We start from the raw sequence: 24,364 nt of genomic DNA, 5'->3' as shown, positions 1-24,364 counted from the left end.
TTAAGGAACACGCAACTTGCCGACCGGAGGCGGTGGCAAAAAACAGGACGAACGTCCTGTTCTGACAGGAAACCCGGGGGAACCCATGCTGAGTGGACTAGAGGCGGCCTTTTTCTACCTCTTCGCCTTTGTCGCGGTGGCATCGGCGTTCATGGTCATATCGGCGCGCAATCCCGTGCATTCGGTGCTGTTCCTGATCCTGACCTTCTTCAACGCCGCCGGCCTTTTCATGCTGACCGGCGCCGAGTTCCTGGCGATGATCCTGCTCGTCGTCTATGTCGGCGCGGTGCTGGTGCTGTTCCTGTTCGTCGTCATGATGCTCGACGTCGACTTCGCCGAAATGAAGGAAGGCGCCCTGCAATATGCACCGATCGGCGCGCTGGTCGGGCTGATCCTGGCGGCGGAGCTGATCGTGGTGCTCGGCGGCTATACATTCGCGCCGAAACTGGTGGCGACGGTCGCCAAACCCATTCCGGACCTGGCCGCGCGCTCGAACACGGCAGCGCTCGGCGACATCCTCTATACGGATTACCTCTATTACTTCCAGGTGGCGGGGCTGGTGCTGCTGGTCGCCATGATCGGCGCCATCGTGCTGACGCTGCGCCACAAGCCGGGCGTCAAGCGGCAGTCGATCGCCGCCCAGGTCGGCCGCACGGCGGCAACCGGAGTGGAAATCCGCAAGGTCAAGACGGGCGAAGGAGTCTGAGATGGTCGTCGGCATCGCGCACTACCTGACCGTATCGGCGATCCTGTTCACGCTCGGCGTGTTCGGCATCTTCCTGAACCGCAGGAACGTCATCGTCATCCTGATGTCGATCGAGCTGATCCTGCTTGCCGTCAACATCAATTTCGTCGCCTTCTCGGCGGCGCTCGGCGACCTGGTCGGCCAGGTGTTCGCACTGTTCGTGCTGACGGTCGCGGCGGCCGAAGCGGCGATCGGCCTTGCCATTCTCGTCGTCTTCTTCCGCAACCGCGGCTCGATCGCGGTCGAAGACGTGAACATGATGAAGGGTTGACGGAACCACCATGTATCAGGCCATCGTCTTCCTTCCGCTGCTCGGCTTCTTGATCGTCGGCCTGTTCGGCACTTCGCTCGGCGCCAAGGCTTCAGAATACATCACCTCCGGCTTCCTGGTGATCGCGGCTGTGCTGTCGTGGGTCGCCTTCTTCTCGGTCGGCTTCGGCGGCGGCGAGGTGTTCACCGTGCCGGTGATGCGCTGGATCCAGTCGGGCGGGCTGGAGGCGTCCTGGGCGCTCAGGATCGACACGCTGACGGTGGTCATGCTGGTCGTCGTCAACACGGTGTCGTCGCTGGTCCATATCTACTCGATCGGCTACATGCATCACGATCCGGACCGGCCGCGCTTCTTCGCCTATCTGTCGCTGTTTACCTTCGCCATGCTGATGCTGGTGACGGCCGACAACCTCGTGCAGATGTTCTTCGGCTGGGAAGGCGTCGGCCTTGCCTCCTATCTGCTGATCGGCTTCTGGTACAAGAAGCCTTCGGCCAATGCGGCTGCAATCAAGGCCTTCGTCGTCAACCGCGTCGGCGATTTCGGCTTTGCGCTCGGCATCTTCGGCGTGTTCGTGCTGTTCGGCTCGGTCAATCTCGGCACCATCTTCGCCAATGCGGCGACGTTCATTCCGGCGGAAGGCGCGCCGCAAGGTGCGGCCGTGCTGACCTTCCTCGGCTATGCACTCGACAGGCAGGCTGCGATGACGGTCGTCTGCCTGCTCCTGTTCATGGGCGCCATGGGCAAGTCGGCGCAGGTGCCGCTGCACACCTGGCTGCCGGATGCCATGGAGGGCCCGACGCCGGTCTCGGCACTGATCCATGCCGCCACCATGGTGACGGCAGGCGTGTTCATGCTGGCGCGGTTGTCGCCGCTGTTCGAGCTGTCGCATTCGGCACTGACGGTGGTCACCTTCATCGGCGCTTTCACCGCCTTCTTCGCGGCGACAGTCGGTCTCGTCCAGAACGACATCAAGCGCGTCATCGCCTATTCGACCTGTTCGCAGCTCGGCTACATGTTCGTGGCGCTCGGCGTCGGTGCCTATGGCGCAGCGATTTTCCATCTGTTCACCCACGCCTTCTTCAAGGCGCTGCTGTTCCTCGGCTCGGGCTCGGTCATCCACGCCGTCTCCGACGAGCAGGACATGCGCAAAATGGGCGGCCTGAGGACGCTGATTCCGACGACTTACTGGATGATGGTGATCGGCACGTTGGCGCTGACCGGTGTCGGCATTCCGGTAACGATCATCGGCACGGCCGGCTTCTTTTCCAAGGACGCCATCATCGAAGCGGCCTTCGCCGGCCACAATGCGGTCGCCGCGTTTGCCTTCATATTGCTGGTCATTGCTGCCTGCTTCACCTCCTTCTACTCCTGGCGGCTGATCTTCATGACCTTCCACGGCGAGCCGCGGGCCAGCCACGAGGTCATGCACCATGTCCATGAATCGCCACCGGTCATGCTGGTACCGCTGTTCATCCTGGCGGCGGGCGCGCTGTTCGCCGGCGTGATCTTCCACGGCGCCTTCATTGGCGAGGGCTATGCCGAATTCTGGAAGGCGTCGCTGTTCACGCTGCCGGACAACCACATCCTGCACGAAATCCACGAAGTGCCGTTGTGGGTCGAGCTGTCACCGTTCATCGCCATGCTGATCGGCTTTGCGATTGCCTGGCAGTTCTATATTCGCGCGCCGGAAATGCCTCGGAGCGTCGCCGCCAACCATCGCCTGCTCTACGCCTTCCTGCTCAACAAATGGTATTTCGACGAGCTCTACGACTTCCTGTTCGTGCGGCCGGCAAAGCGCCTCGGCAGCTTCCTGTGGAAGACCGGCGACGGCACCGTCATCGATGGGCTTGGGCCGGACGGCATTTCGGCGCGCGTCGTCGACGTCACCAACCGGGTCGTCAAGCTGCAGACCGGCTATCTCTACCACTATGCCTTCGCCATGCTGATCGGCGTTGCCGCACTCGTCACCTGGATGATGCTCTGATGACCGCCTGGCCGATCCTATCGCTGGTCACCTTCCTGCCGCTGGTTGGTGTGCTGCTCATCCTTTTCGTGCGTGACGACAGCGAGAACGCGCGCCGCAACATCCGCGCCATCGCGTTGTTCACGACCGCGTTCACCTTCGTGGTTTCGCTGTTCATCTGGACCGGCTTCGACAATTCGCAGCCCGGCTTCCAGTTCGTCGAGAAGTTTGCCTGGCTGGATTCCGGCATCTCCTACCATATGGGCGTAGACGGCATCTCCATGCTGTTCGTCATCCTGACCACCTTCCTGATGCCGCTCTGCATCCTCGCCTCGTGGGAATCGATCGAGAAGCGCGTCAAGGCCTATATGATCGCCTTCCTGCTGCTCGAGACGCTGATGATCGGCGTGTTCTGCGCGCTCGACATCGTCTTGTTCTACGTCTTCTTCGAAGCCGGCCTGATCCCGATGTTCATCATCATCGGCGTGTGGGGCGGCAAGCGGCGCGTCTATGCCTCGTTCAAGTTCTTCCTCTATACGCTGGCCGGCTCGGTGCTGATGCTGCTCGCCATCATGGCGATGTTCTTCCAGTCCGGCACCACCGATATCCCGACGCTTCTGACGCATAACTTCCCGGCCAATATGCAGACCTGGCTATGGCTTGCCTTCTTCGCGTCCTTCGCGGTGAAGATGCCGATGTGGCCGGTGCACACCTGGCTGCCGGACGCGCATGTCGAAGCACCGACGGCCGGCTCGGTGATCCTGGCCGCCATCCTGCTCAAGATGGGCGGGTACGGCTTCCTGCGCTTTTCGCTGCCGATGTTTCCGATCGCATCCGAAATGTTCGCGCCGCTGATCTTCACGCTCTCCGTTGTCGCCATCATCTACACCTCGCTGGTGGCGCTGATGCAGGAGGACATGAAGAAGCTGATCGCCTATTCGTCGGTCGCTCACATGGGCTTCGTTACCATGGGCATCTTCGCGATGAACCAGGAAGGCGTCCAGGGTTCGATCTTTCAGATGCTGTCGCACGGCCTGGTCTCCGGCGCGCTGTTCCTCTGCGTCGGCGTCGTCTACGACCGCATGCATACGCGTGACATCGACGCCTATGGCGGGTTGGTCAACAACATGCCGAAATATGCAACCGTGTTCATGATCTTCACCATGGCCAATGTCGGCCTGCCCGGCACCAGCGGCTTCGTCGGCGAGTTCCTGACCATGCTCGGCGTGTTCCGGGTCAACACCTGGGTGGCGTTCTTCGCCGCCACGGGCGTCGTCCTTTCGGCGGCCTATGCGCTCTGGCTCTACCGCAAGGTGATCTTCGGCGCGCTGACCAAGGAAAGCCTGAAAGGCCTGCTCGACCTGTCGACGCGCGAGAAGGTGATCATCTATCCGCTGGTCGCGCTGGTCATCTTCTTCGGCGTCTATCCGGCGCCGATCTTCGACGCGACCGCCGAATCGGTCAAGGCGCTCGTTACCAATGTCACCGCATCCATCGGCGCCGCGCAGACCGCGGCGGCGAACTGACTGGGGGTTTGCGAACCATGACGCCGGACCTTCTCTCAAGCCTGTCGCTCTCGACGCCAGAGCTGATCCTCGCCCTCGGCGCCTTGGCGCTGTTGATGCTCGGCGCCTATTCTCGCGCCAACACCACTGTCACGGTGAGCGGCCTTGCCGTCGCCGTGCTGGTGATCGCCGGCGCCTGGCTGATCTTTTCGCCGGGACAGGGCAACGCCTATGGCGAAGCCTTCATCCAGGACCCATTCGCCCGCTTCATGAAGGTGCTGGCGCTGGTCGGCTCGGCGGTGACGCTGGTCATGTCGGTCCGCTTTGCCCAGGCGGAGCGTTTCGACAAGTTCGAATATCCGGTGCTGATCCTGCTCTGCACGCTCGGCATGATGCTGATGATCTCGGCCAACGGCATGATCGGGCTCTATCTCGGCCTCGAGCTGCAATCGCTGGCGATCTACGTGCTGGCGGCGATCAACCGCGACAATCTGCGCTCGACCGAGGCCGGGCTGAAGTACTTCGTCCTTGGCGCGCTGTCATCGGGCATGCTGCTTTACGGCATCTCGCTGGTCTACGGCTACACCGGCAACACCGGCTTCCAGGAGATCGCCGCGGCGCTGAGCGGCGGCGAGCGCCAGCTCGGCCTCGTCTTCGGCCTGGTTTTTGTGCTGGCCGGCCTTGCCTTCAAGATCTCGGCGGTGCCGTTCCATATGTGGACGCCCGACGTCTATGAAGGCGCGCCGACGCCGGTGACGGCTTTTCTGGCGGCGGCACCGAAGATGGCGGCGATGGCACTGATGGTGCGCGTCACCATGGGCGCCTTCAAGCCGATCGCCGCCGACTGGCAGCAGATCATCGTCTTCATCTCGATCGCCTCGATGGCGCTTGGTGCCTTCGCGGCCATCGGCCAGACCAACATCAAACGGCTGATGGCCTATTCCTCCATCGGCCATATGGGTTATGCTCTGGTCGGCCTTGCCGCCAACAGCCAGGACGGCGTGCGCGGCGTCGCCATCTACATGCTGATCTATCTGGTGATGACGCTCGGCACCTTCGCCTTCATCCTCGCCATGCGGCGAAAGGAGGGCAATGTCGAGCAGATCAGCGATCTCGCCGGCCTGTCGGCGACCAATCCGATCATGGCGACGATCCTCACCATCCTGATGTTCTCGCTGGCCGGCATCCCGCCGCTCGCCGGCTTCTGGGGGAAATGGTACGTGTTCCTCGCCGCCATCAATGCCAACCTCTACGCGCTGGCGATCATCGGCGTGCTCGCGTCTGTGGTGGGCGCCTACTATTATCTGCGCATCATCAAGATCATGTGGTTCGACGAACCGGTCGGCGGCTTCGTGCCGATGGCGTCCGAACTGCGCGTCGTGCTCGGCGCCTGCGGCGCTTTCGTGCTGTTCTACGTGCTGATCGGCGGCCCGATCGGAACCTACGCCGCTGCCGCAGCCAAGACCTTCTTCTGACGGAATGACGTTCAGGCTGGCTCCAACCGCGGCTTCGGACGGGTTCCGGCTCGAGGCGCACGACACGGTCGGCTCCACCAACGCGCTGGCGCTGGAGCACGCACGGGCCGGCGATCCGGGCAAACTCTGGGTCGTCTCCAAAAAGCAGGAAGCGGGGCGTGGCCGCCGTGGCCGCGCCTGGGCGACGCCCGAGGGTAATCTGGCAGCGACGTTGCTGGTGATCACCAACACCGAGCTTCGGCTTGCCGCGACGCTCGGCTTCGTTGCTGGACTGGCGCTGGCCGACGCGCTCGACGCTGTCGTGCCGAAGGGCAGGATCGCGATCGGCCTCGATGGTGCGAGCCAAGGCAAAAACCGTTTCGAACTGAAATGGCCGAACGATGTGCTTGCCTCGGGCGCCAAGCTCGCCGGCATCCTGCTGGAATCGGCGATGCTGGATGGCGACCGTTCGGCGGTGGCTATCGGTATCGGCGTCAACGTGGTGGCATACCCTGAGGATTTGCCTTATCCAGCGACGTCGCTCAGCGCGCTGGGGTCTGCTTGCGATGCCGAGACGCTGTTTCTGGCGCTATCGGATGCCTGGAGCGAGAATGCGCGGCTGTGGAACGAAGGGCGTGGGCTTGCCGCCGTCAGGCGGCGGTGGCTGGCGCGTGCGGCGGGGCTTGGCGGGCGGGTTGCTGTCAGAATTGACGGTAATGTGGTGCGTGGCACCTTCGAGACCATTGACGAGGACTGCCGTTTCGTGATCCGCGACGATGAAGGTTCGGTTCTGACGATCGCCGCCGGCGACGTGCATTTCGGCGCGGTTGCCTCGGCCGGCGTTTGACCGGCCAATACGTTTGACTGGCCAGGTATTTGACCAGCTTGAATTTGACCGGCCGACAATTTTGACCGGCCCACAATTTTGACCGGCCCGCAATTTTGACCGGCAAGGAAGGAAAGACCATGGCGACAGCGGAAAACGCCGAACTTGTCTTCGTGCCGCTCGGCGGTGTCGGCGAGATCGGCATGAACTTTGCCCTCTACGGCTATGGACCGGCCAATGCGCGCGAATGGATCGTGGTCGACGTCGGCGTCACCTTTCCCGATGCAACCCTGCCCGGCGTCGACCTGGTTCTGCCCGACACACGCTTCATCGAGGAGAATGTCGCCAATCTGCGCGGCATCGTCATCACCCATGCGCATGAGGACCATTATGGCGCGCTCCACGACATCTGGCCGAAGCTCAAGACGCCGGTGTGGATGACGCCGTTCAGCGCCGGCCTGCTGGAAGCCAAGCGGCAGGGCGAGCAAGGGGCGCCGAAGATCCCGGTGACGATCTACCGGGCCGGCGAGAAATTCACCGTCGGCCCGTTCGAGATCGAGGCCATCCCTGTTGCGCACTCCATTCCCGAACCGATGTCGCTGGCGATCACGACGCCGGCCGGCGTCGTCATCCATACCGGCGACTGGAAGATCGATCCGGCGCCGACGGTCGGGCCGATGACCGACGAGGCGCGCTTCCGAGCCTATGGCGACAAGGGCGTGCTGGCGCTGGTCTGCGATTCCACCAATGCGATGCGGGAAGGGGAATCGCCGTCCGAAGTGGCGGTGGGCGAGGGCCTCAAGAGCGTCATCCAGAACGCCAACGGCCGGGTCGCCGTCACCAGCTTCTCCTCCAATGTCGGGCGTATCGTCTCCATCGCCAAGGCGGCGCGGGATGCCGGCCGCCAGTGCCTGGTGATTGGCCGCTCGATGAAGCGAGTCATCGATGTGGCTGATGAACTCGGCTATATGGACGGGTTGCCGGAATTCATCGCCGAGGAGGATTACGGCTTCATCCCGCGCGAAAACCTCGTCATCATCTGCACCGGCAGCCAGGGCGAGCCGCTTGCCGCACTTGCCAAGCTGTCGCGCGACGAGATGAAGTCGGTGGCGCTGACGGCCGGCGACACGGTGGTGTTTTCCTCGCGCACCATTCCCGGCAACGAGAAGGCGATCCTCGAAATCAGGAACCGCCTGATCGATCTCGGCATCAAGATCATCGAGGACGGCGATGCGCTGGTGCATGTCTCCGGCCATCCACGCCGCAGCGAATTGCGCAAGATGTATGAATGGGTGCGGCCGCAGATCGGCGTTCCCGTGCATGGCGAAGCGGCGCATCTGGTGGCGCAGGGCTCGCTGATGTCGACGTCCGGTATCGGCCAGGTCGCGCAGGTGCGCGACGGCGACATGCTCAGGCTGTATCCGGGTGCCGCCGCCATCATCGACCAGGTGCCGTTCGGCCGCATCTACAAGGATGGAAGGCTGATCGGCACCGACCAGGCGATGGGCATTCGCGACCGCCGCAAGCTGTCCTTTGCCGGCCATGTCGCCGTCAATGTCGTGCTCGACGACAAATACGAGCTTGCCGGCGATCCCGATCTGGTCGCCATCGGCGTCGCCGAGGCCGACGGCAGCGGTGAGAGCCTGGAAGACCTGATGATCGATGCGGCAATCGGCGCCGTGGACTCCATCCCCCGCCAGCGCCGAAAAGACCTCGACCTAGTCCAGGAGGCGGTGCGGCGCGCGGTGCGCGGCGCGGCCAACGAAGCCTGGGGCAAGAAGCCGCTGGTGACGGTGTTCGTCACAAGATGAGGGAGTAGGGGAGTATGGCAGTAGGGGAGTAGGGAAGAACAGATAGTTTGCACTCTCCAAACTTGTTTTTCGTACTCCCGTACTCCCCTATTCCCCTACTCCCCTAACCGGGAGCACTCTATGCTCGGACGCCTCAACCATGTCGCGCTTGCGGTGCCGGATCTGGCCGCGGCTGCGGCGGTCTATCGCGATACGCTTGGCGCGCGCGTGACCGCGCCGCAGGCGCTGCCGGAGCATGGCGTTACGGTGGTGTTCGTCGATGTCGGCAACACCAGGATCGAGTTGCTCGAGCCGCTCGGCGAAGCCTCGCCGATCGCCGCATTCCTCGCGAAGAATCCGTCCGGCGGCATGCACCATGTCTGCTATGAGGTGGATGACATTGTTGCGGCGCGCGACCGTCTCAAGGCCAGCGGCGCGTGCGTGCTCGGCGACGGCAATCCGAAGATCGGCGCACATGGCAAGCCGGTATTGTTTCTGCACCCCAAGGATTTCTTCGGCACGCTGGTCGAACTGGAGCAAGCATGAGTTGGGTTTCGTTTATCGCCCTGTTCTTCGCCACGTGGTGGGTGGTGTTGTTCGCCGTCCTGCCGTTCAGCATGCGGACGCAGGACGAGGATCGGGACGTGACGCTTGGCACGGTTCCGAGCGCACCGCGCGGACCGCACATGCTGCGCGCCGCGCTGCGCACGACGATCGCCACGCTGGTCCTCATGGGTATCTTCTACGGCATCACGAGAGGGCTTGGCCTCGGTATCGACGACATCCCGCACATCGTGCCGGATTTTAACCAGAGCCCAGCGCATTAGCCGGCTACCGATCGTGTCCGACTATCCCAGCCTAGCCGAGGCTCTGAAATCAAGCTGAGCCAGCAAGATCAACCCAAAGTAAAGGCCGGGGCGGGTTTGGGCTGACGCAACGTCATGTAGTTTGGTAATCCGTCGTGCTAACCAGATGATTGCACAAAAAAAATGCAAGGCGCGAGGCCTTGCAATTTAAACGCGTCCGATCTGTTTCCGGTGTCCGGCGGCAGCGAGTTACCGCGCCTAGATCGCATCCTCCCAAGACTTTGACCGCGTAGGAGGGCAGATTTTTCTCTACCCTCTCGGTTATGGGGGCACACTAGCCTAAGGCGGGTGAAAATGTCACGAAGAATTTTGCCCAGAAACAGGCAATCTCGTGCTGCAGTGCACAATAGTACGGCAGGCGTTGCTTGCGAAACGCCCAGCAAGCCGCGTGCGGCAATTGCGGCGCCTGTGCAGCGCCTGGGCCGGGTTTCCATTCCGCCATGAAATGGCTATGAAGCCGGGGCAAGCAAGCCTGCGCTGCGCCGATTCCGGCGCCGCCATCCTCTCTCACGGACCAGTTCATGCGTTTGTCGCGCTATTTCCTGCCCATCCTCAAAGAAAATCCGCGCGAGGCCGAGATCGTCTCGCATCGGCTGATGCTGCGCGCCGGCATGATCCGCCAGCAGGGGCAGGGCAGCTTTTCCTGGCTGCCGCTCGGCAAGCGGGTGCTGGACAAGGTCTGCCGGATCATTCGCGAGGAGCAGAATCGCGCCGGCGCACTCGAAATCCTGATGCCGACCATCCAATCGGCCGAGCTGTGGCGCGAAAGCGGCCGCTATGAAGACTACGGCAAGGAGATGCTGCGCATCAAGGACCGGCAAGACCGCGATATGCTCTACGGGCCGACCAACGAGGAGATGGTCACCGAGATCTTCCGCTCCTATGTCAAGTCCTACAAGGACCTGCCGCTCAACCTCTATCACATCCAGTGGAAGTTTCGCGACGAGGTGCGCCCGCGCTTCGGCGTCATGCGTTCGCGCGAGTTCCTGATGAAGGACGCCTATTCCTTCGACCTCGATTATGAAGGCGCCAAGGCCGCCTATAACCGCATGTTCGTTTCCTATCTCAGGACGTTTACGCGCATGGGGCTGCAGGCCATCCCGATGCGCGCCGACACCGGGCCGATCGGCGGCGACCTCAGCCATGAGTTCATCATCCTGGCCGACACCGGCGAGAGCCAGGTGTTCTGCCATCGCGATTATCTTTCGCTGGCAGTGCCCGGCGCAGACACTGATTTTTCGAACGACGCCGAGATCGGCGGCATCGTCACGACGTGGACGACGCCCTATGCCGCCACCGACGAGATGCATGACGAGGCGGCGTGGGAGAAGGTGCCCGCGAGCGACCGGGTCTCGGCGCGCGGCATCGAGGTTGGGCATATCTTCCATTTCGGCGACAAATATTCCAAGCCGATGGGCGCCAAGGTGACCGGGCCGGACGGCAAGGATCATTTCGTTTCTGGCGGTTCCTACGGAATCGGCCCGTCCAGGCTGGTCGCGGCGATCATCGAGGCCAGCCATGACGATAACGGCATCATCTGGCCGGAGGCGGTGGCACCGTTCGATGTCGGCCTGATCAACATGAAGGCTGGCGATGCCGAATGCGACCGCGTCTGCGGCGAGCTGAATGCCGCCTTTGCCGCCGCCGGCAAGGAGGTGCTCTACGACGACACCGACCAGCGGCCGGGCGGCAAGTTCGCCACCGCCGACCTGATCGGGCTCCCGTGGCAGGTGATCGTCGGGCCGCGTGGTGTCGCCGCCGGCGAGGTCGAGATCAAGAACCGCAGGACCGGCGAGCGCGAGACGCTGCCGATCGGCGACGTGAAAAAGCGTTTCGGTGCCGCCGCATGAACGAAGCGGCGGCAGCAAGACCACCGGGCGCCGGGCCTTTTTCCGGCTTCGAACGCTTGGTGGCGTGGCGCTATCTGCGCTCGCGTCGCAAGGAGACGGTGATCTCGGTGATCGCCTCGATCTCCTTCCTCGGCATCATGCTGGGCGTCGCCACGCTGATCGTCGTCATGGCAGTCATGAACGGCTTTCGCGCCGAACTGCTGACGCGCATCCTAGGCGTCAACGGGCACCTGATCGTGCAGCCGCTCGACATGCCGCTGGAGGACTATGCCCAGGTCGCTGGCCGCATCAACGGCGTGCCCGGCGTCAAATACGCCATCCCGCTGATCGACGGGCAGGTGCTGGCGCAAGGCAATGTCGGCGGCGGCACCGGCGCGCTGGTGCGCGGCATACGCGGCGAGGATCTCGGCAAGATCACCATCGTCGCCAACAACATCAAGGAGGGCTCGATCGTCGGCTTCGACACCGGCGAAGGCGTCGCCATCGGCAGCCGCATGGCCGAAAATCTCGGCCTTGTGCTCGGCGATACCATCACGCTGATCTCGCCCGAGGGCGACATCACGCCGCTCGGCACGACGCCGCGTATGAAAGGCTATCCGATAACCGCGATCTTCGAGGTCGGCATGTCGGAATATGACAGTTCCATCGTCTACATGCCGTTTTCCGAAGCGCAGCTTTACTTCAACATGGACGGAAGGGCGCAGACGATCGAGATCTACGCCGACAATCCCGACAATATCGACGCGCTGAAGCCGAAGGTCGAAGAGGCGGCGCAGCGGCCGATCAGCCTTGTCGATTGGCGGGAGCGTAACAAGACGTTCTTCGACGCGCTGCAGGTCGAGCGCAACGTCATGTTCATGATCCTGACGCTGATCGTGCTGGTGGCGGCGCTCAACATCATTTCGGGCCTGATCATGCTGGTGAAGGACAAGGGCCACGACATCGCCATCCTGCGCACCATGGGCGCCACGCGCGGCGCGATCCTGCGCATCTTCCTGATGACCGGGGCTGCGATCGGCGTTGTCGGCACTATCGCCGGCGTGCTGCTCGGCATCGTGATCTGCCTCAACGTCGAGCGCATCCGCCAGTTCTTCTCCTGGCTGGCCAACGAGCGGCTGTTCAATCCCGAGCTTTATTTCCTGAGCCAGCTGCCGGCCCGCATGGATGCCAGCGAGACGATCTCGGTCGTTCTCATGGCTTTGGCGCTGTCATTCCTGGCGACACTGTTTCCGGCATGGCGCGCTGCCAGGCTCGATCCGGTCGAAGCGCTGAGGTACGAATGATGGCCGAGGCCATTATCGAGCTGAAGAGCGTCGAACGCCACTATGTACAGGGGCCGCGCAAGCTGACCATCCTGAACGGCGCCGATTTTTCGCTGAAGCGTGGCGAGATGGTGGCGCTTGTGGCGCCGTCGGGCACCGGCAAGTCGACGCTGCTCCACACTGCCGGGCTGCTGGAGCGACCGGACGCCGGCGACGTGATCCTGGCGGGGCGCGCCTGCGGCCGGCTTTCCGACGACGAACGCACGGCGATCCGCCGCAACGATGTCGGCTTCGTCTACCAGTTCCATCATTTGTTGCCTGAGTTTTCTGCGCTGGAAAACATCATGATGCCGCAGCTGATAAAAGGGCTGCCGCGCAAGGAGGCGGCCGAGCGGGCGGCGCAATTGCTCGACTATATGCAGATCGGCAAGCGCGCGCAGCATCGTCCTTCCGAGCTCTCCGGCGGCGAGCAGCAGCGCGTCGCCATTGCGCGTGCCGTCGCCAATGCGCCGCTGGTGCTTTTGGCCGACGAGCCGACCGGCAATCTCGACCCGGTGACCGCTTCCTATGTGTTCGAGGCGCTGGCAGCGCTGGTCCGGCAATCGGGCCTGGCGGCGCTCATCGCCACCCACAATCACGAGCTCGCCTCGCGCATGGACCGCCGCGTGACGCTCGCCGACGGCAAGGTCGTGCCGCTTTAGGGTGCGCTGCAATTGAGGCGATGACGGCCTGCGAGCTGCCGTGCGCCGTCCCGCCGCCTTTCGCGCGCCTGTCGGCCGCGAAACGCTCGGCATTTCCCTCTCAACCCTTTCTTAACTTTGTCGAATTGACCGGGCGCAAATTCCGGTGACGTCCGGACTGCGATCGTTGACATTCGAACAAAATTAGAACAAAATACGAACATACTAACAACAGGAGAGAGTTATGACCGATCTTGTTCAGGATGTCGTCTCGCTGGTGTGCATGAGCACGTTCCTCATTTCCATGGCAATCTGGATCGGCGCGATGTGAGAATTGAGCTCAAGGGCGGGCTCGATGCTGATGAGCGAGGGCCGCCTTCGCATAGTGGCGCAGCATTGAGCGAGTGTTTCAGCCGGCCTTGCGGGACACTTCGACAGGCGACACCGCGGCGGGCCCGAACACGTCCTCGAAAGCGGATTTCAGCGCCAGGTCGAGGTCGGCCATGGTCACGGGAAGGCCGAGGTCGACAAGGCTGGTGACGCCGTGATCCTGGACGCCGCACGGCACGATGCCGCTGAAATGGCTAAGGTCCGGCTCGATATTGATGGCGATGCCGTGAAAGCTCACCCAGCGCCTCAGCCTGATGCCGATGGCGGCGATCTTGTCCTCGGCCGCCGAGCCGTCGGGCAAAGCGGGGCGGTCCGGCCGAACCACCCAGACGCCGACGCGGTCCTCGCGGCGTTCGCCGCGTACGTTGAAGGCGGCCAGCGAGCCGATGATCCATTGTTCGAGTGCGGCGACGAAGGCGCGGACATCCTCGCGCCGCCGCTTCAGGTCGAGCATGACGTAGGCGACGCGCTGGCCCGGCCCATGATAGGTGTATTCGCCGCCACGCCCGGCGGCAAAGACCGGGAAACGGTCCGGCTCGATCAGGTCCTCGATGCGGGCGCTGGTGCCGGCGGTGTAGAGCGGCGGGTGCTCGACCAGCCAGACCATCTCACCGGCGGCGCCGCTGCGGATTGCCTCGGCGCGCGCCTCCATCACGGCGAGCGCATCGGGATAGGCGGTGAGCCCCGGCTCGATGCGCCATTCGACCGGCGCCGAGCCGGGCAAGGGCAGGAACGACGTGGCGATCTGGCTGCGTTCTGTCATGATATCTCGTCTCGCCACTCATATGGCGGCAATCGGTACAAACGTCCAGTTCCGGCACGTTCGGCCCTTGAACAGTTATGCCGATGTCCGGCCGATTATTGCTGGCCGCGCACTTGTTTCACCGGAAACGATTTGCTACACGCCGCGGGCCGGTTGGTTCCGGCTCCTACCACGTGCGGTCGTGGCGGAATTGGTAGACGCGCAGCGTTGAGGTCGCTGTGGGGCAACCCGTGGAAGTTCGAGTCTTCTCGACCGCACCATCAAATTCGAAAGCGGAATCTCTTACACGTTGAATTCGAGCACGGCGGGGAGCGTCCTTGTCGGGGCACGTGCCCTTTGCCTGATTACGATCGCGAGTTTTGCCCATGCGAAGAGGCCATCGGGCCATCTATTGATAGGCGCACATGATTATTCGCGCACCAAGCGTCCGATTGCCCACCGGATCACAAATACAACAACGATCGGTACGTAGCCGTCCACGGCATAGTGGCAGCCAGTGTACACCGATCCGTACAGGATCAGGCCTGTAAAGGTCCAACCGAGAACGAGCCGGCGCTGGGTGTGGTTCGAGGGCCAGCTCGATCTCGACGCTGATCGGATGGTTCATGGCCTATGGTCCAGCGACGATCGCAGCGAAAATAAGCACCTTTGCGCTTGCCTTGAAGGCATCCTATTCTGGCGGGTAGTATCCGCTCGTGGGCATAGAATGTCGGTACTGCCTTTCTTAAGAATTTACGCGCTGCTCAACGCGGTGCTGGCTGCGACTGGGCTTGTGGCGGTGGCTACGCTCACGATACCGGACATGCCCGGACGAAGCAGACTGGCTTTGGCTGCCGTGCTCGCGGTCATTTGGGGTGTCTATCTCCTGGAATTGGCGGAGAAACTGCTCAAGCGCCGGGCGGGAGACGTTCGGGACAGGACGCCGGCAATCGCCATTGATGTGCTCGCGGTTTTGGTTCCACTCGCCGCATTTCTGCTCGTCGGCACGCCTGACCGGAGCCTCTACTGTGCTGTCTGGCTGCTGAAACCGCTGCGCGATTCAACGTTCTTCCCGCTGCTGGGCAGAATCCTGACCAACGAAGCGCGCAACCTGATCGGCGTCGCCACGGTCTTCGGCATCGTTCTTTTCGGTTTTGCGCTCGCAGCCTATGTCATCGAGCGCGACGTCCAACCGCAACAGTTCGGCAGCATCCCCCAGGCAATGTGGTGGGCGGTGGTCACGCTGTCCACCACCGGCTATGGCGACGCTATTCCGGAAAGCTTCGCCGGCCGCGTCCTTGCCGGGGCGGTCATGATGAGTGGCATCGGCATCTTCGCGCTCTGGGCTGGCATTCTTGCCACCGGCTTTTATCAAGAAGTCCGTCGCGAGGATTTCGTCCGCAATTGGCAATTGGTCGCCGCCGTGCCGTTGTTTCAGAAGCTCGGCCCGGCCACGCTAGTCGAGATCGTGCGCGCATTGCGACCTCGCATCGTGCCGGCGGGCGCTGTGATCTGCCGCAATGGCGAGACCGGTGACCAGATGTTCTTCGTCGTGGAGGGGCGCGTCAGCGTCGCGACGCCGAACCCGGTGGATCTGGGCCCTGGCGCCTTCTTCGGCGAGATGGCGCTGATCACCGGCGAACCGCGCTCGGCGACCGTCAGCGCCACAACGGTGGTCTCACTCCTGTCGCTACACTCGGCGGATTTCCAGATGCTGTGCAGCAGCAGCCCGGAGATCGCAGAAACCATCCGCAAGACCGCGCTCGAGCGGCGCGGCGCGGCACCTAAGGCTTGACCGTACTAGGTGTTCGTCAGAGGAGGATGCGATGGCAAGGCTGCCAGCTGCCTGCCGATGGTGGCTGGCTGGAACTACATGCTTTGCCGCTGTCGAACCACCCTCAATACAAATCGCCATGGAATCGTAGAAAAATGCTTTAAAATCAACGCGGCATCTCGACCGCACCATTAAATTCGAAAGCGGATTCTCTTGCCCGTTGAATTCGAGCACGGCAGGGAGTTGTCGGGGCACGTGCTTTTTGCCTGATTGCGGTCGCCAGTTTGGCTTATGCGAAGTGGCCATCGGCGGGCATGGCCATCTATCGACAAGCGCACATAACTATTCGCGCACCAGGCGTCCGGTCGCCCACCAGATCACCGACACAACAACGATCGATGCGTAGCCGTCCACGGCATAGTGCCAGCCAGTGAACACCGATCCGTACAGGATCAGGGCTGCAAAGGTCCAACCCAGAACGCCAAGCCAGCGATTGATCGATGACAGCAAATAGGCGTTCAATGCGGCAAAGGCGACATGCATGCTTGGCATGGCCGAGATGCCGCCGCCAAGACTTGGCCGGCCGCTTTGGTAAGCCATCAGGAGATATGCCGCGGGTTCCCGCACCATGTAACTATGGTCCAGCCTGTCCAGGGCCGCATTCAATCCGTGGAAGCGATCCACGCCGACAAAGTGGTGGTAGTAAACCGGTCCGACCGATGCCAGCGCCAGGGCCAAGACCGTTCCGAGGACGGACAACGTCAGCGCTGCTGCGCAGAGATAGCGGATGCGGGCAATCTCGTCCGACCAGAGCGACACGAAAAGGATGGCGCCGAACCACTGGTAAAACCAAATGACTTCATAACTGTTGAAGACGACGAACGACCAATTGTTGCTGTCGAGCTTATGGACGATCTCCCATGGCGGCATCCCGTGCAGCCATTCATCAGCGTCGGCCAACCAGTTGTCGGCATAGTAAGGGACGACGGACGGGATGGCGATCTTGTAGGTAGAGAACGCGGTCAAGCTGGCAAAGAAGAACAGCAGCACCAGCAGGCAACCGCGCCAGCGCCCTTGAACCAAATCCAGTGCGTAGCGAACCGGTTGCCGCCGGCCATGGACTAGCGCGGCACAGCAGACGCCACCGATAAACAACACCGGAATGCCAACAAGAAATTTGTGAGAATAGATTAAGGCTGACGTATAGAATACTTCTGGATATAGTGCAGATGCGCCTAAAACGTATGTCGCCATGAACAAGGAGAGGCGCAATTGCCATATGGCGGAGGGCCTGTAGCGAGAGGCTTCCGTGGTTAGGGCCAAACCAATTTACCTGTTCTTAACGTTTCGCCGGAGAGACACATACACCGGTAAGGTAAAAACCTTGCCGCCAGGTTTACTTTTCACCGGTGGTCGACATTTGCCGGCCGGCCCGCATGCGGTGGATCGATTCCCTGAGCAGTCTTGCATCCGCATCGCTGTCCATGCCCCCGAGTCAAGGAATTGCCCCGGAGCCTCGGGGCCGAGCCGGCCGGTTGCTTGAACACGGTCCACCGCTCCCTCAGTTGACATATCATAAGTTTTAGCTTATCATAAGTCATGATTTATGATTATGCAGGAATGGTGGCCTTGTCCGATCCGACGCGCCGAAAGGTGTTCGAGCTCATCGCCGATCGGCCACGCTCGGTCATCGATCTGACGCGAGTGCTTCCGGTCTCGCAGCCGGCGGTATCGCAGCACCTCAAGGTCTTGAAGGAAGCCCGGCTGGTCCGCGCAGAGCCGAAAGGTGCCAGCAACATCTATCATCTCGACCCGCATGGGCTCGGCGAGATGCGCGCCTGGCTTGACCGCATGTGGGGCGATGCGCTCGACGCCTTCAAACGGGAAGTCGACAACAGCAAGGAGAACAGGAAATGACGACCATGATCAAGCCCGCGCCGGTCAGGAAGTCGGTGACGGTGGAGGTGCCGCTCGACAAGGCATTCGATGTGTTCACCACAGGATTCGGGCGCTGGTGGCCGGCTTCGCACTCGATCGGCAAATCCGCCCTGACGACCGCGGTGATCGAACCGAAAGCCGGCGGCCGCTGGTACGAGATCGGCGAGGATGGGTCACAATGCGATTGGGGCGAGGTTCTCGCCTGGGATCCGCCATCGAGGCTGACGCTCGCCTGGCGCATTGGAGCCGGCTGGCGCTACAATCCGGCATTGCTGACCGAAGTCGAGATCCGCTTTGTCGCGCTCGGCGAGAACGCGACGCGCGTGGAACTCGAGCACAGGCTTCTGGAGAACATGGGCGAAACCGCAGAGGCGATGCGCGAGGCCTTCGAATCGGAGGGTGGCTGGAGCGGTCTCCTGGACCGCTATGCGGCTGAGGCCAAGGGCCACGCCGCCTGATCGGGAAGCCGTTAAGTCCAATATCCAGCGAGGCCGTCGCACCGTCGGCCTCGCCGTTTTTGAATCAGTGTCGATCTGCCCATCTGGTTGACCGGGGCGGGGGAGATACGCTGCCCTTTACCTGCCGGCGCAAAGGTTTGCAGCGCCGCAGGTTTGTAGAACGTCCTCTCCTCCTACCATCCGGTATGCGCCGCGTCGTTTGGACGCGCGAACGGCGCTGTAGCAATTTGTCGTTGTGCATGGTCCTTTCGCAAAATCGATTCCGATTGTCAGGATCATGGTCTAGACCTGACAGGCACCTTATCCGGAAATCCGATGGCGGGAGGCGCTGGTGGAAGGCCAGGACGAACAGATGACCGGCGCCAGGGCGGCCGAGGAGCGCCGCGCCGACATCTATGACGAGGACGGCGTCATCCTGTCGTCGTTCCTCGCCCAGATCGGTGCCGCGATCGCCGATCGCGATACGCTGACGCTGAAGCGCGAAGTCGACGATCTGCACCAGTCGGAACTCGGCCACCTGCTCGAGGCCCTGCACCCGGAACAGCGACGCGCGCTGGTCGAATTGCTGGGCAAGGATTTCGATTTTTCCGCGCTGACCGAGGTTGACGAGGCGATCCGCCGCGACATCGTCGACAGTCTGCCCAATGCGCAGATCGCCCAGGCGGTGCAGGAGCTCGATTCCGACGACGCCGTTTACATTCTCGAGGATCTCGACCAGGAGGACCAGGACGAGATCCTGTCGCGGCTGCCGTTCACCGAGCGGATCAGGCTGCGGCGTTCGCTTGACTATCCCGAAGAGACCGCCGGCCGCCGCATGCAAACGGAGTTCGTCGCGGTGCCGCCGTTCTGGACGATCGGCCAGACCATCGACTACATGCGCGAGGACAACAATCTTCCCGACCGTTTCAGCCAGATCTTCGTCATCGATCCGAGCTTTAAGCTGCTCGGCGCCATCGACCTCGACCAGATCCTGCGTACCAAGCGCTCGGTCAAGGTCGAAGAGGTCATGCATGAGACCAGGCATGCCATCCCGGCCACCATGGACCAGGAGGAGGCGGCACGCGAATTCGAACAATACGATCTTCTGTCCGCCGCCGTCGTCGACGAGAACGAGCGGCTGGTCGGCGTGCTGACCATCGACGACGTCGTCGACGTCATCCAGCAGGAGGCCGAGGAAGATCTGCTGCGCATGGGCGGCGTCGGCGACGAAGAACTCTCGGACAGCATCTTTTCGACCTCGCGCTCGCGCGTGCCCTGGCTGCTGGTCAATCTTTTGACGGCTTTCCTGGCGGCCTCGGTGATCGGCCTGTTCGACCGCACCATCGAGCATATCGTGGCGCTGGCGGTGCTGATGCCGATCGTCGCCGGCATGGGCGGCAATGCCGGCTCGCAGACCATGACGGTCACGGTGCGGGCGCTGGCGACCAGGGACCTCGACATCTACAATGCCGGCCGCATCATCCGCCGCGAAATCGGGGTGGGCTTCATCAACGGCATCATCTTTGCCATCCTGATCGGCCTCGTCGCTGCTGCCTGGTTCCACGATCGCAATCTCGGCGGCATCATTGCGGCTGCGATGATCATCAATATGTTCGTGGCGGCTCTGGCGGGCATCCTTATCCCGCTGCTGCTCGACCGCTTCAAGATCGATCCGGCTGTGGCTTCGGCGGTTTTCGTCACCACGGTCACCGATGTCGTCGGTTTCTTTGCCTTTCTCGGGCTCGCCACATGGTGGTTCGGCGTGCGCTGAACGTCACCTCAATTGACTTTTACGTAAATGCCATGCGAGGCTTTGAAAGGTGCCTTGCCCGCCGATTCTGGTACGCGCCTCGGCGCCGGCCAGTTGGAACTCGCGGCGTGGCCGGGGCATTGGAGTGACGATGCGGGAATATTATTCGATCACGGAGCTGACCCGCGAATTCGACGTGTCGACGCGGACGTTGCGCTTCTATGAGGACGAAGGGCTGGTGCAGCCGGTAAGACGCGGCCGCACGCGGCTGTTCCGTCCGTCGGACCGGCATCTCATCCGCCAGATCATGCGGGGAAAAAGACTCGGCTTCTCGATCAACGAGATCCGCGAGATCATCCAGATGTACAGGGAGCCGCCCGGCGAGGTAGGCCAGCTCAAACTGATGATCAAGCGCATCGAGGAAAAGCGCGAGGATCTTCGCCAGAAACGCCGCGACCTCGAAGAGACCCTGGCAGAGCTCGACCAGGCCGAGGAATCCTGCGTCGAGCGGCTGGTGGAGCTCGGCGTCACCACCTAAGCCGGTGTCAGCCTCGGCTCAAATCCAGCGCCGCACCCTTTTGGCGTAGTCCCGGTATTTCTTGCCGAATTTGGCCGTCAGCACCTTCTCCTCGCTCTCGATCGTCAGCTTCTGCGTCAGGAACGCCGCGATGACTGCCAGCGGCAGGAACCAGGCGATCCCAGTGACAAAGGCGAGGCTGACCAGCAGCAGCGTGTTGGCGAGGTAGATCGGGTTGCGGCTGACGGCGAAGGGTCCGGTGGTCACCAGATGGTCAGGCACGCCGTTCGGGTTGAGCGTCGTCTTGGCGCGGATCATGGTGCGGATTGCCGTGAACCAGAGCGCGGCAACCGCCACCAACCCCACAAGGCCGGCGGCGAACAGGATGTCGCCGAGAAGATCGCCGATCCACGGCAGCGGATAGAACAGCCCTAGCGCGACGCTGACGATGATGGCAGCGATATAGATCAGCGGCGGCCATGGGATGTGCCCCAGCTTCGGCTGCCCAGGATTTTGCTGCATGGGTTTCGGGTGACTGTCGCTCATTATTGTCCTCCCTCGATTAGCGCGTTCCCGGTTCCGCCGCCTCGGTTTGGGCGGTGCAGGTGCCGGCGAGCTCGCCAATATGCGCCTTCCACTCTGGGGACTGGTCGTCGCTGTAGAGCCGGTCAAGCGAGGCTTCGCCCTGGAGAGTGTCCAGCATGCAGGCACAATAGCTGGAGCAGAACTCGGTGTCGCGTGCCTGCTCGCAGGATATCTGGCAGGATTTCAGAAAACGCACCTCCCTGGTTTCGGCCTGCGCCGGCATGAATTGCGAAAACAGCCAGACCGAGCCGATCAGCACCGGCTGATGGATCAGATAGAAAGCAAGGCTGTGCCGGCCGATGAAGACCAGCGGATTTGCCCAGCGGCCGGGCGCCAATGCCGACAGCCGCGTCAGCGCGCCGGAGGTGGCGGCGAGCTTGGTAACCGCGATGCCGGCAAGTACGGCGCCGAACCAGGGCAGCAGCGGCACGTAGTCGTTGGAGCGCGGGTTGGTCGCCGACAGGCCGACCCACCACAAAGCCGGATGATCGAACGTTTCGGATCGCAGGTAGAAAGGCGCAGCGACGACGAATACGGCGACAAGCAGCGTCAGCAGCGCCGGCAGGCGCAGGAACGCCAGGCCGAGCAGGCTGGCGAGCGCGATCTCATGCAATATGCCGAAGAAGATGAAGCCGTCGGGCGTGGCGATGCGGGTGACCAGCGATATTGCGAGCGCTGCCCCGGCAACCATGGCGAAGCGCTTCCAGAAGCCGGTCCAGCGGATTTTTTTGCCATGGGCGAGATAGAGGCTGATGCCGACCAGGAACAGGAAGCTCGAGGCGATGCAGCGCGCGTAGATTTTCCACCAGCCGAAGGCGGTGAGGCCGGGATCGGTGTAGCCGAAGAATTCGACGTCCCAGGTGAAATGATAGCTCGCCATGGCAAGCAAAGCGATGCCGCGTGCAATGTCGATAACGGCGATGCGCTTCGACTTCGGTTGATCCTGAACGGCTGCGGTCGGCGTGTCGATGCTCATGGTCTCGCTGTCTTGATTCAGCCCCGGCAAGACGACTATCACGGTTGCCACCGTCAAAAGAAGCAGGACCTTGCGTCGTGTTGGCGCCGGTCGGCATCAGGGCTGCTTTAGGCCACAGCCGGAAAGCCTTTGGCCGGCGTGCTGGCGTTCTTCGGCCTGGGCGCGGTTTTCGCGACGCTCGGGCTGCTGGCGGTGGCCTGCGGCTTCGTCACCTGGCGTTATCTGCCCAAATCGCTTTGATGTGCGAGCGCCGCATGGCGCTCGCGCACCCAGTTGTGGAAGCGGTGCAAGTCGTATTCCTCGGGCATCAGCACGCCGGCCTTGTGGCGCATCGAGCGCAGGCCCATCTGGTTGACCTCGCAGATATCAGCATCCTCCTCCAGCACCTGGGTACCGAACGCGACGATGTTGTCGATATCGGCGGCCGGATCGGCGAGCGCTTCGCGTCGCGGCAGACGAGCAGCCAGTTGCGATACCAGATGGCCTCGAGATCGCGCTGATAGGCTGCGATGTCCCAATAGGCTGTTTGACGGCAGCGTCGGCTCGGGCCGCGTCAGGCCGTTGTAGGGAATCGCTTGTTCGGGCTGGGTTGCATGCCGGCTTCCTCCCCATCCGCCAGCCGACACCCGGCTGCGAAAATTGTCAATCGCGGCGCCGGTCTGCGAACTTGGCGAGGCGGCGCATTCGCCACACGATCCGGCGGAATTTGGTTTGCCGGGCGCGGCGATTCTGCCTATAGTCGCTGATGTCGTCGGTTCCGTTTGGAACCAAGAGGGAATGCGGTGCGGGCGAAATTGTTTGCCCAATGCCGTGGCTGCCCCCGCAACTGTGTGCGGTAGTCCTCTCCATATGCCACTGAAGGTTCGCCTTCGGGAAGGTGGGGAAGGGCGCTGATCCGCGAGCCAGGAGACCTGCCGGCGACAGGAAACTGACTTCTATGCCCTCGGGTGGAGGGCGAAAGGACAAGACATGAATACCGCTTCCGTTTCGCTCGGCGCTTCCGCCTCCTCGCAGTCGCGTCTCATGCAGCTGGCGCTTGCTGCATTCCTCGGCATTTTCGTCATGGGCTTTGTCGGCTTCTCGCATATCGATGCGGTCCACAATGCCGCGCACGACTATCGCCATTCGATGGGCTTTCCCTGCCACTGACAAGGGGCTGACATCATGACACTGTTTCGCAACGTCGTGTTCATCGCGGCGATCGCAGGGCTTGTGGCCGGCGTGGCTCTCGCCTGCATGCAAGCCTATGCCACGGTGCCGCTCATCCTGAAGGCGGAAGTCTACGAACAGGCCGGCGGCGGCCATGACCATGCCGCGGCACCTGCGGCACCGGCCGAAAACGCCGCGGGCACGACGGCTATGAGCAGCGCCGCGCCGGCACCGGCTGAAGCAATGGCTCCGGCGGAAGACGAAGGCTGGGCGCCGGCCGACGGTTTCGAGCGCTTCGGCTTCAGCGTCGTTGCCAATATCGTCACCGGCATCGGCTTTGCGCTGGTCCTGATCGCGGTTTCGGAATTCGCCGGCGGCATCGGCAACTGGCGCCAGGGCCTGTTCTGGGGGCTTGCCGGCTTTGCCGTGTTCACGCTGGCGCCGGGCCTCGGCCTGCCGCCGGAACTGCCGGCGATGCCGGCGGCCGACCTTGTCCAACGCCAGATCTGGTGGTGGGCAACAGTGGTGGCGACCGCCGCCGGGCTCGGCCTTATCGCCTTCCGCAGATCGTTGCCGCTGGCGATCCTTGCCGTAGCGTTGATCGTGGCGCCGCATATTGTCGGCGCGCCGCAGCCCGATAGCTTCGAGACGGCGATCCCGGAAGGCCTGCACCACCAGTTCGTGGTGGCGGTGACGCTGACCAACCTGGTGTTCTGGCTGGTGCTCGGCGCGGTCGTCGGCGTGGTGCGCGGACGCTTCACGGGCACGGCGACCAGCCTGCGCGACAGCTTTGCCTGACCGCGCTGCCGGGGCACTGACCCTGGTCATCGGCGCTTGGGGGGGGGGGGGCGGCGGCCCCGCCGGGGGGCGCCGGGGGGGGGGCCCCGGCCCCAG

At 62.7% G+C, this 24,364-nt stretch carries 24 protein-coding genes, 1 tRNA gene and 1 riboswitch; of the genes, 20 read left to right on the top strand and 5 right to left on the bottom strand.

The window, feature by feature from the left end; all coding sequences use genetic code 11:
• Positions 1–85 precede the first annotated feature (85 nt).
• From NKI72_RS11530 to NKI72_RS11475, 12 genes are all read left to right on the top strand, one after another.
• On the top strand, positions 86–706 hold the full coding sequence (locus NKI72_RS11530; RefSeq protein ID WP_352831101.1) for an NADH-quinone oxidoreductase subunit J: 621 nt from the start codon (positions 86–88) through the stop codon (positions 704–706).
• 1 nt (position 707) lies between these two features.
• Complete coding sequence (gene nuoK / locus NKI72_RS11525; protein ID WP_023676620.1) at positions 708–1,016, top strand: NADH-quinone oxidoreductase subunit NuoK; 309 nt, start codon at positions 708–710, stop codon at positions 1,014–1,016.
• 10 nt (positions 1,017–1,026) lie between these two features.
• Entirely contained in the window at positions 1,027–3,000 is a 1,974-nt protein-coding gene (gene nuoL / locus NKI72_RS11520) for an NADH-quinone oxidoreductase subunit L (protein WP_352817111.1), read from the top strand.
• On the top strand, positions 3,000–4,505 hold the full coding sequence (locus NKI72_RS11515; RefSeq protein ID WP_352681670.1) for an NADH-quinone oxidoreductase subunit M: 1,506 nt from the start codon (positions 3,000–3,002) through the stop codon (positions 4,503–4,505). Before nuoL ends, NKI72_RS11515 begins: the two co-directional genes overlap by 1 nt.
• A gap of 17 nt (positions 4,506–4,522) precedes the next feature.
• A complete protein-coding gene (nuoN, locus tag NKI72_RS11510; RefSeq protein ID WP_352768819.1) occupies positions 4,523–5,959 on the top strand; it encodes an NADH-quinone oxidoreductase subunit NuoN in 1,437 nt (478 codons plus the stop codon).
• 4 nt (positions 5,960–5,963) lie between these two features.
• Positions 5,964–6,785, top strand: coding sequence for a biotin--[acetyl-CoA-carboxylase] ligase (locus tag NKI72_RS11505; RefSeq protein WP_352831099.1), 822 nt, complete (start codon positions 5,964–5,966; stop codon positions 6,783–6,785).
• 119 nt (positions 6,786–6,904) lie between these two features.
• Positions 6,905–8,575, top strand: a complete 1,671-nt coding sequence (locus tag NKI72_RS11500) for a ribonuclease J (protein ID WP_352850165.1) — start codon at positions 6,905–6,907, stop codon at positions 8,573–8,575.
• Positions 8,576–8,695: 120 nt separating this feature from the next.
• Positions 8,696–9,100 carry a methylmalonyl-CoA epimerase gene (gene mce, locus NKI72_RS11495; RefSeq protein WP_352539625.1) on the top strand — a complete coding sequence of 135 codons (405 nt, stop codon included), beginning with the start codon at positions 8,696–8,698 and terminating at the stop codon, positions 9,098–9,100.
• Complete coding sequence (locus NKI72_RS11490) at positions 9,097–9,381, top strand: DUF1467 family protein (protein ID WP_352470241.1); 285 nt, start codon at positions 9,097–9,099, stop codon at positions 9,379–9,381. Before mce ends, NKI72_RS11490 begins: the two co-directional genes overlap by 4 nt.
• Positions 9,382–9,941: 560 nt before the next feature.
• A complete protein-coding gene (gene proS, locus NKI72_RS11485; RefSeq protein WP_352539626.1) occupies positions 9,942–11,270 on the top strand; it encodes a proline--tRNA ligase in 1,329 nt (442 codons plus the stop codon).
• A complete protein-coding gene (locus tag NKI72_RS11480; RefSeq protein WP_352539627.1) occupies positions 11,267–12,553 on the top strand; it encodes a lipoprotein-releasing ABC transporter permease subunit in 1,287 nt (428 codons plus the stop codon). Before proS ends, NKI72_RS11480 begins: the two co-directional genes overlap by 4 nt.
• Positions 12,550–13,233 (top strand): ABC transporter ATP-binding protein, encoded by a 684-nt coding sequence (locus tag NKI72_RS11475; RefSeq protein WP_254818120.1) that lies wholly within the window; start codon positions 12,550–12,552, stop codon positions 13,231–13,233. The genes NKI72_RS11480 and NKI72_RS11475 overlap by 4 nt, the downstream gene beginning before the upstream one ends.
• 388 nt (positions 13,234–13,621) lie before the next feature.
• Here the strand turns inward: NKI72_RS11475 and lipB are convergent, their stop codons facing one another.
• Positions 13,622–14,365, bottom strand: a complete 744-nt coding sequence (gene lipB, locus NKI72_RS11470) for a lipoyl(octanoyl) transferase LipB (RefSeq protein WP_352831095.1) — start codon at positions 14,363–14,365, stop codon at positions 13,622–13,624.
• A 175-nt stretch (positions 14,366–14,540) separates the two neighbouring features.
• On the opposite strand from lipB, the gene NKI72_RS11465 reads away from it, so the two are divergent.
• Both NKI72_RS11465 and NKI72_RS11460 read left to right on the top strand, forming a co-directional pair.
• A tRNA-Leu gene (locus NKI72_RS11465) sits at positions 14,541–14,625 on the top strand.
• A 446-nt stretch (positions 14,626–15,071) separates the two neighbouring features.
• Entirely contained in the window at positions 15,072–16,139 is a 1,068-nt protein-coding gene (locus tag NKI72_RS11460; protein WP_352831094.1) for a cyclic nucleotide-gated potassium channel, read from the top strand.
• Between the two features lie 321 nt (positions 16,140–16,460).
• Here the strand turns inward: NKI72_RS11460 and NKI72_RS11455 are convergent, their stop codons facing one another.
• Positions 16,461–17,276: a phosphatase PAP2 family protein gene (locus NKI72_RS11455; RefSeq protein WP_352831286.1), complete on the bottom strand. Its 816-nt coding sequence runs from the start codon at positions 17,274–17,276 to the stop codon at positions 16,461–16,463.
• A gap of 441 nt (positions 17,277–17,717) precedes the next feature.
• On the opposite strand from NKI72_RS11455, the gene NKI72_RS11450 reads away from it, so the two are divergent.
• The 4 genes from NKI72_RS11450 to NKI72_RS11435 all read left to right on the top strand — a co-directional run bounded on the left by NKI72_RS11450 (position 17,718) and on the right by NKI72_RS11435 (position 20,781).
• Positions 17,718–18,035, top strand: a complete 318-nt coding sequence (locus NKI72_RS11450; protein ID WP_352831093.1) for an ArsR/SmtB family transcription factor — start codon at positions 17,718–17,720, stop codon at positions 18,033–18,035.
• Positions 18,032–18,514 carry an SRPBCC family protein gene (locus tag NKI72_RS11445; RefSeq protein ID WP_352831091.1) on the top strand — a complete coding sequence of 161 codons (483 nt, stop codon included), beginning with the start codon at positions 18,032–18,034 and terminating at the stop codon, positions 18,512–18,514. The genes NKI72_RS11450 and NKI72_RS11445 overlap by 4 nt, the downstream gene beginning before the upstream one ends.
• 352 nt (positions 18,515–18,866) lie before the next feature.
• Positions 18,867–20,264 carry a magnesium transporter gene (gene mgtE / locus NKI72_RS11440; RefSeq protein ID WP_502894836.1) on the top strand — a complete coding sequence of 466 codons (1,398 nt, stop codon included), beginning with the start codon at positions 18,867–18,869 and terminating at the stop codon, positions 20,262–20,264.
• Positions 20,265–20,394: 130 nt separating this feature from the next.
• Positions 20,395–20,781 carry a MerR family transcriptional regulator gene (locus NKI72_RS11435; RefSeq protein WP_023676566.1) on the top strand — a complete coding sequence of 129 codons (387 nt, stop codon included), beginning with the start codon at positions 20,395–20,397 and terminating at the stop codon, positions 20,779–20,781.
• Positions 20,782–20,799: 18 nt separating this feature from the next.
• On the opposite strand, the gene NKI72_RS11430 is transcribed toward NKI72_RS11435, so the two are convergent.
• The 3 genes from NKI72_RS11430 to NKI72_RS11420 form a co-directional block, all read right to left on the bottom strand.
• On the bottom strand, positions 20,800–21,306 hold the full coding sequence (locus NKI72_RS11430; protein ID WP_352470249.1) for a methyltransferase family protein: 507 nt from the start codon (positions 21,304–21,306) through the stop codon (positions 20,800–20,802).
• A 16-nt stretch (positions 21,307–21,322) separates the two neighbouring features.
• On the bottom strand, positions 21,323–22,321 hold the full coding sequence (locus NKI72_RS11425; protein ID WP_352539631.1) for a heparan-alpha-glucosaminide N-acetyltransferase: 999 nt from the start codon (positions 22,319–22,321) through the stop codon (positions 21,323–21,325).
• Between the two features lie 218 nt (positions 22,322–22,539).
• Positions 22,540–22,947: an SRPBCC family protein gene (locus NKI72_RS11420; RefSeq protein WP_352539632.1), complete on the bottom strand. Its 408-nt coding sequence runs from the start codon at positions 22,945–22,947 to the stop codon at positions 22,540–22,542.
• Positions 22,948–23,056: 109 nt separating this feature from the next.
• Positions 23,057–23,254, top strand: a riboswitch (cobalamin riboswitch).
• A gap of 36 nt (positions 23,255–23,290) precedes the next feature.
• Between NKI72_RS11420 and NKI72_RS11415 the strand changes: the two genes are divergently transcribed.
• Positions 23,291–23,470, top strand: coding sequence for a CbtB domain-containing protein (locus tag NKI72_RS11415; RefSeq protein WP_023676561.1), 180 nt, complete (start codon positions 23,291–23,293; stop codon positions 23,468–23,470).
• 15 nt (positions 23,471–23,485) lie between these two features.
• Positions 23,486–24,268, top strand: coding sequence for a CbtA family protein (locus tag NKI72_RS11410; RefSeq protein ID WP_352539633.1), 783 nt, complete (start codon positions 23,486–23,488; stop codon positions 24,266–24,268).
• The last annotated feature ends 96 nt before the right edge of the window (positions 24,269–24,364 follow it).

It is taken from the genome of Mesorhizobium sp. M0437, from assembly GCF_040321335.1.
In the GTDB taxonomy this organism is placed as follows: Bacteria; Pseudomonadota; Alphaproteobacteria; order Rhizobiales; family Rhizobiaceae; genus Mesorhizobium.
The sequence above is the reverse complement of the archived record's forward strand: the minus strand, read 5'-3'. Positions and strand labels throughout refer to the sequence as shown.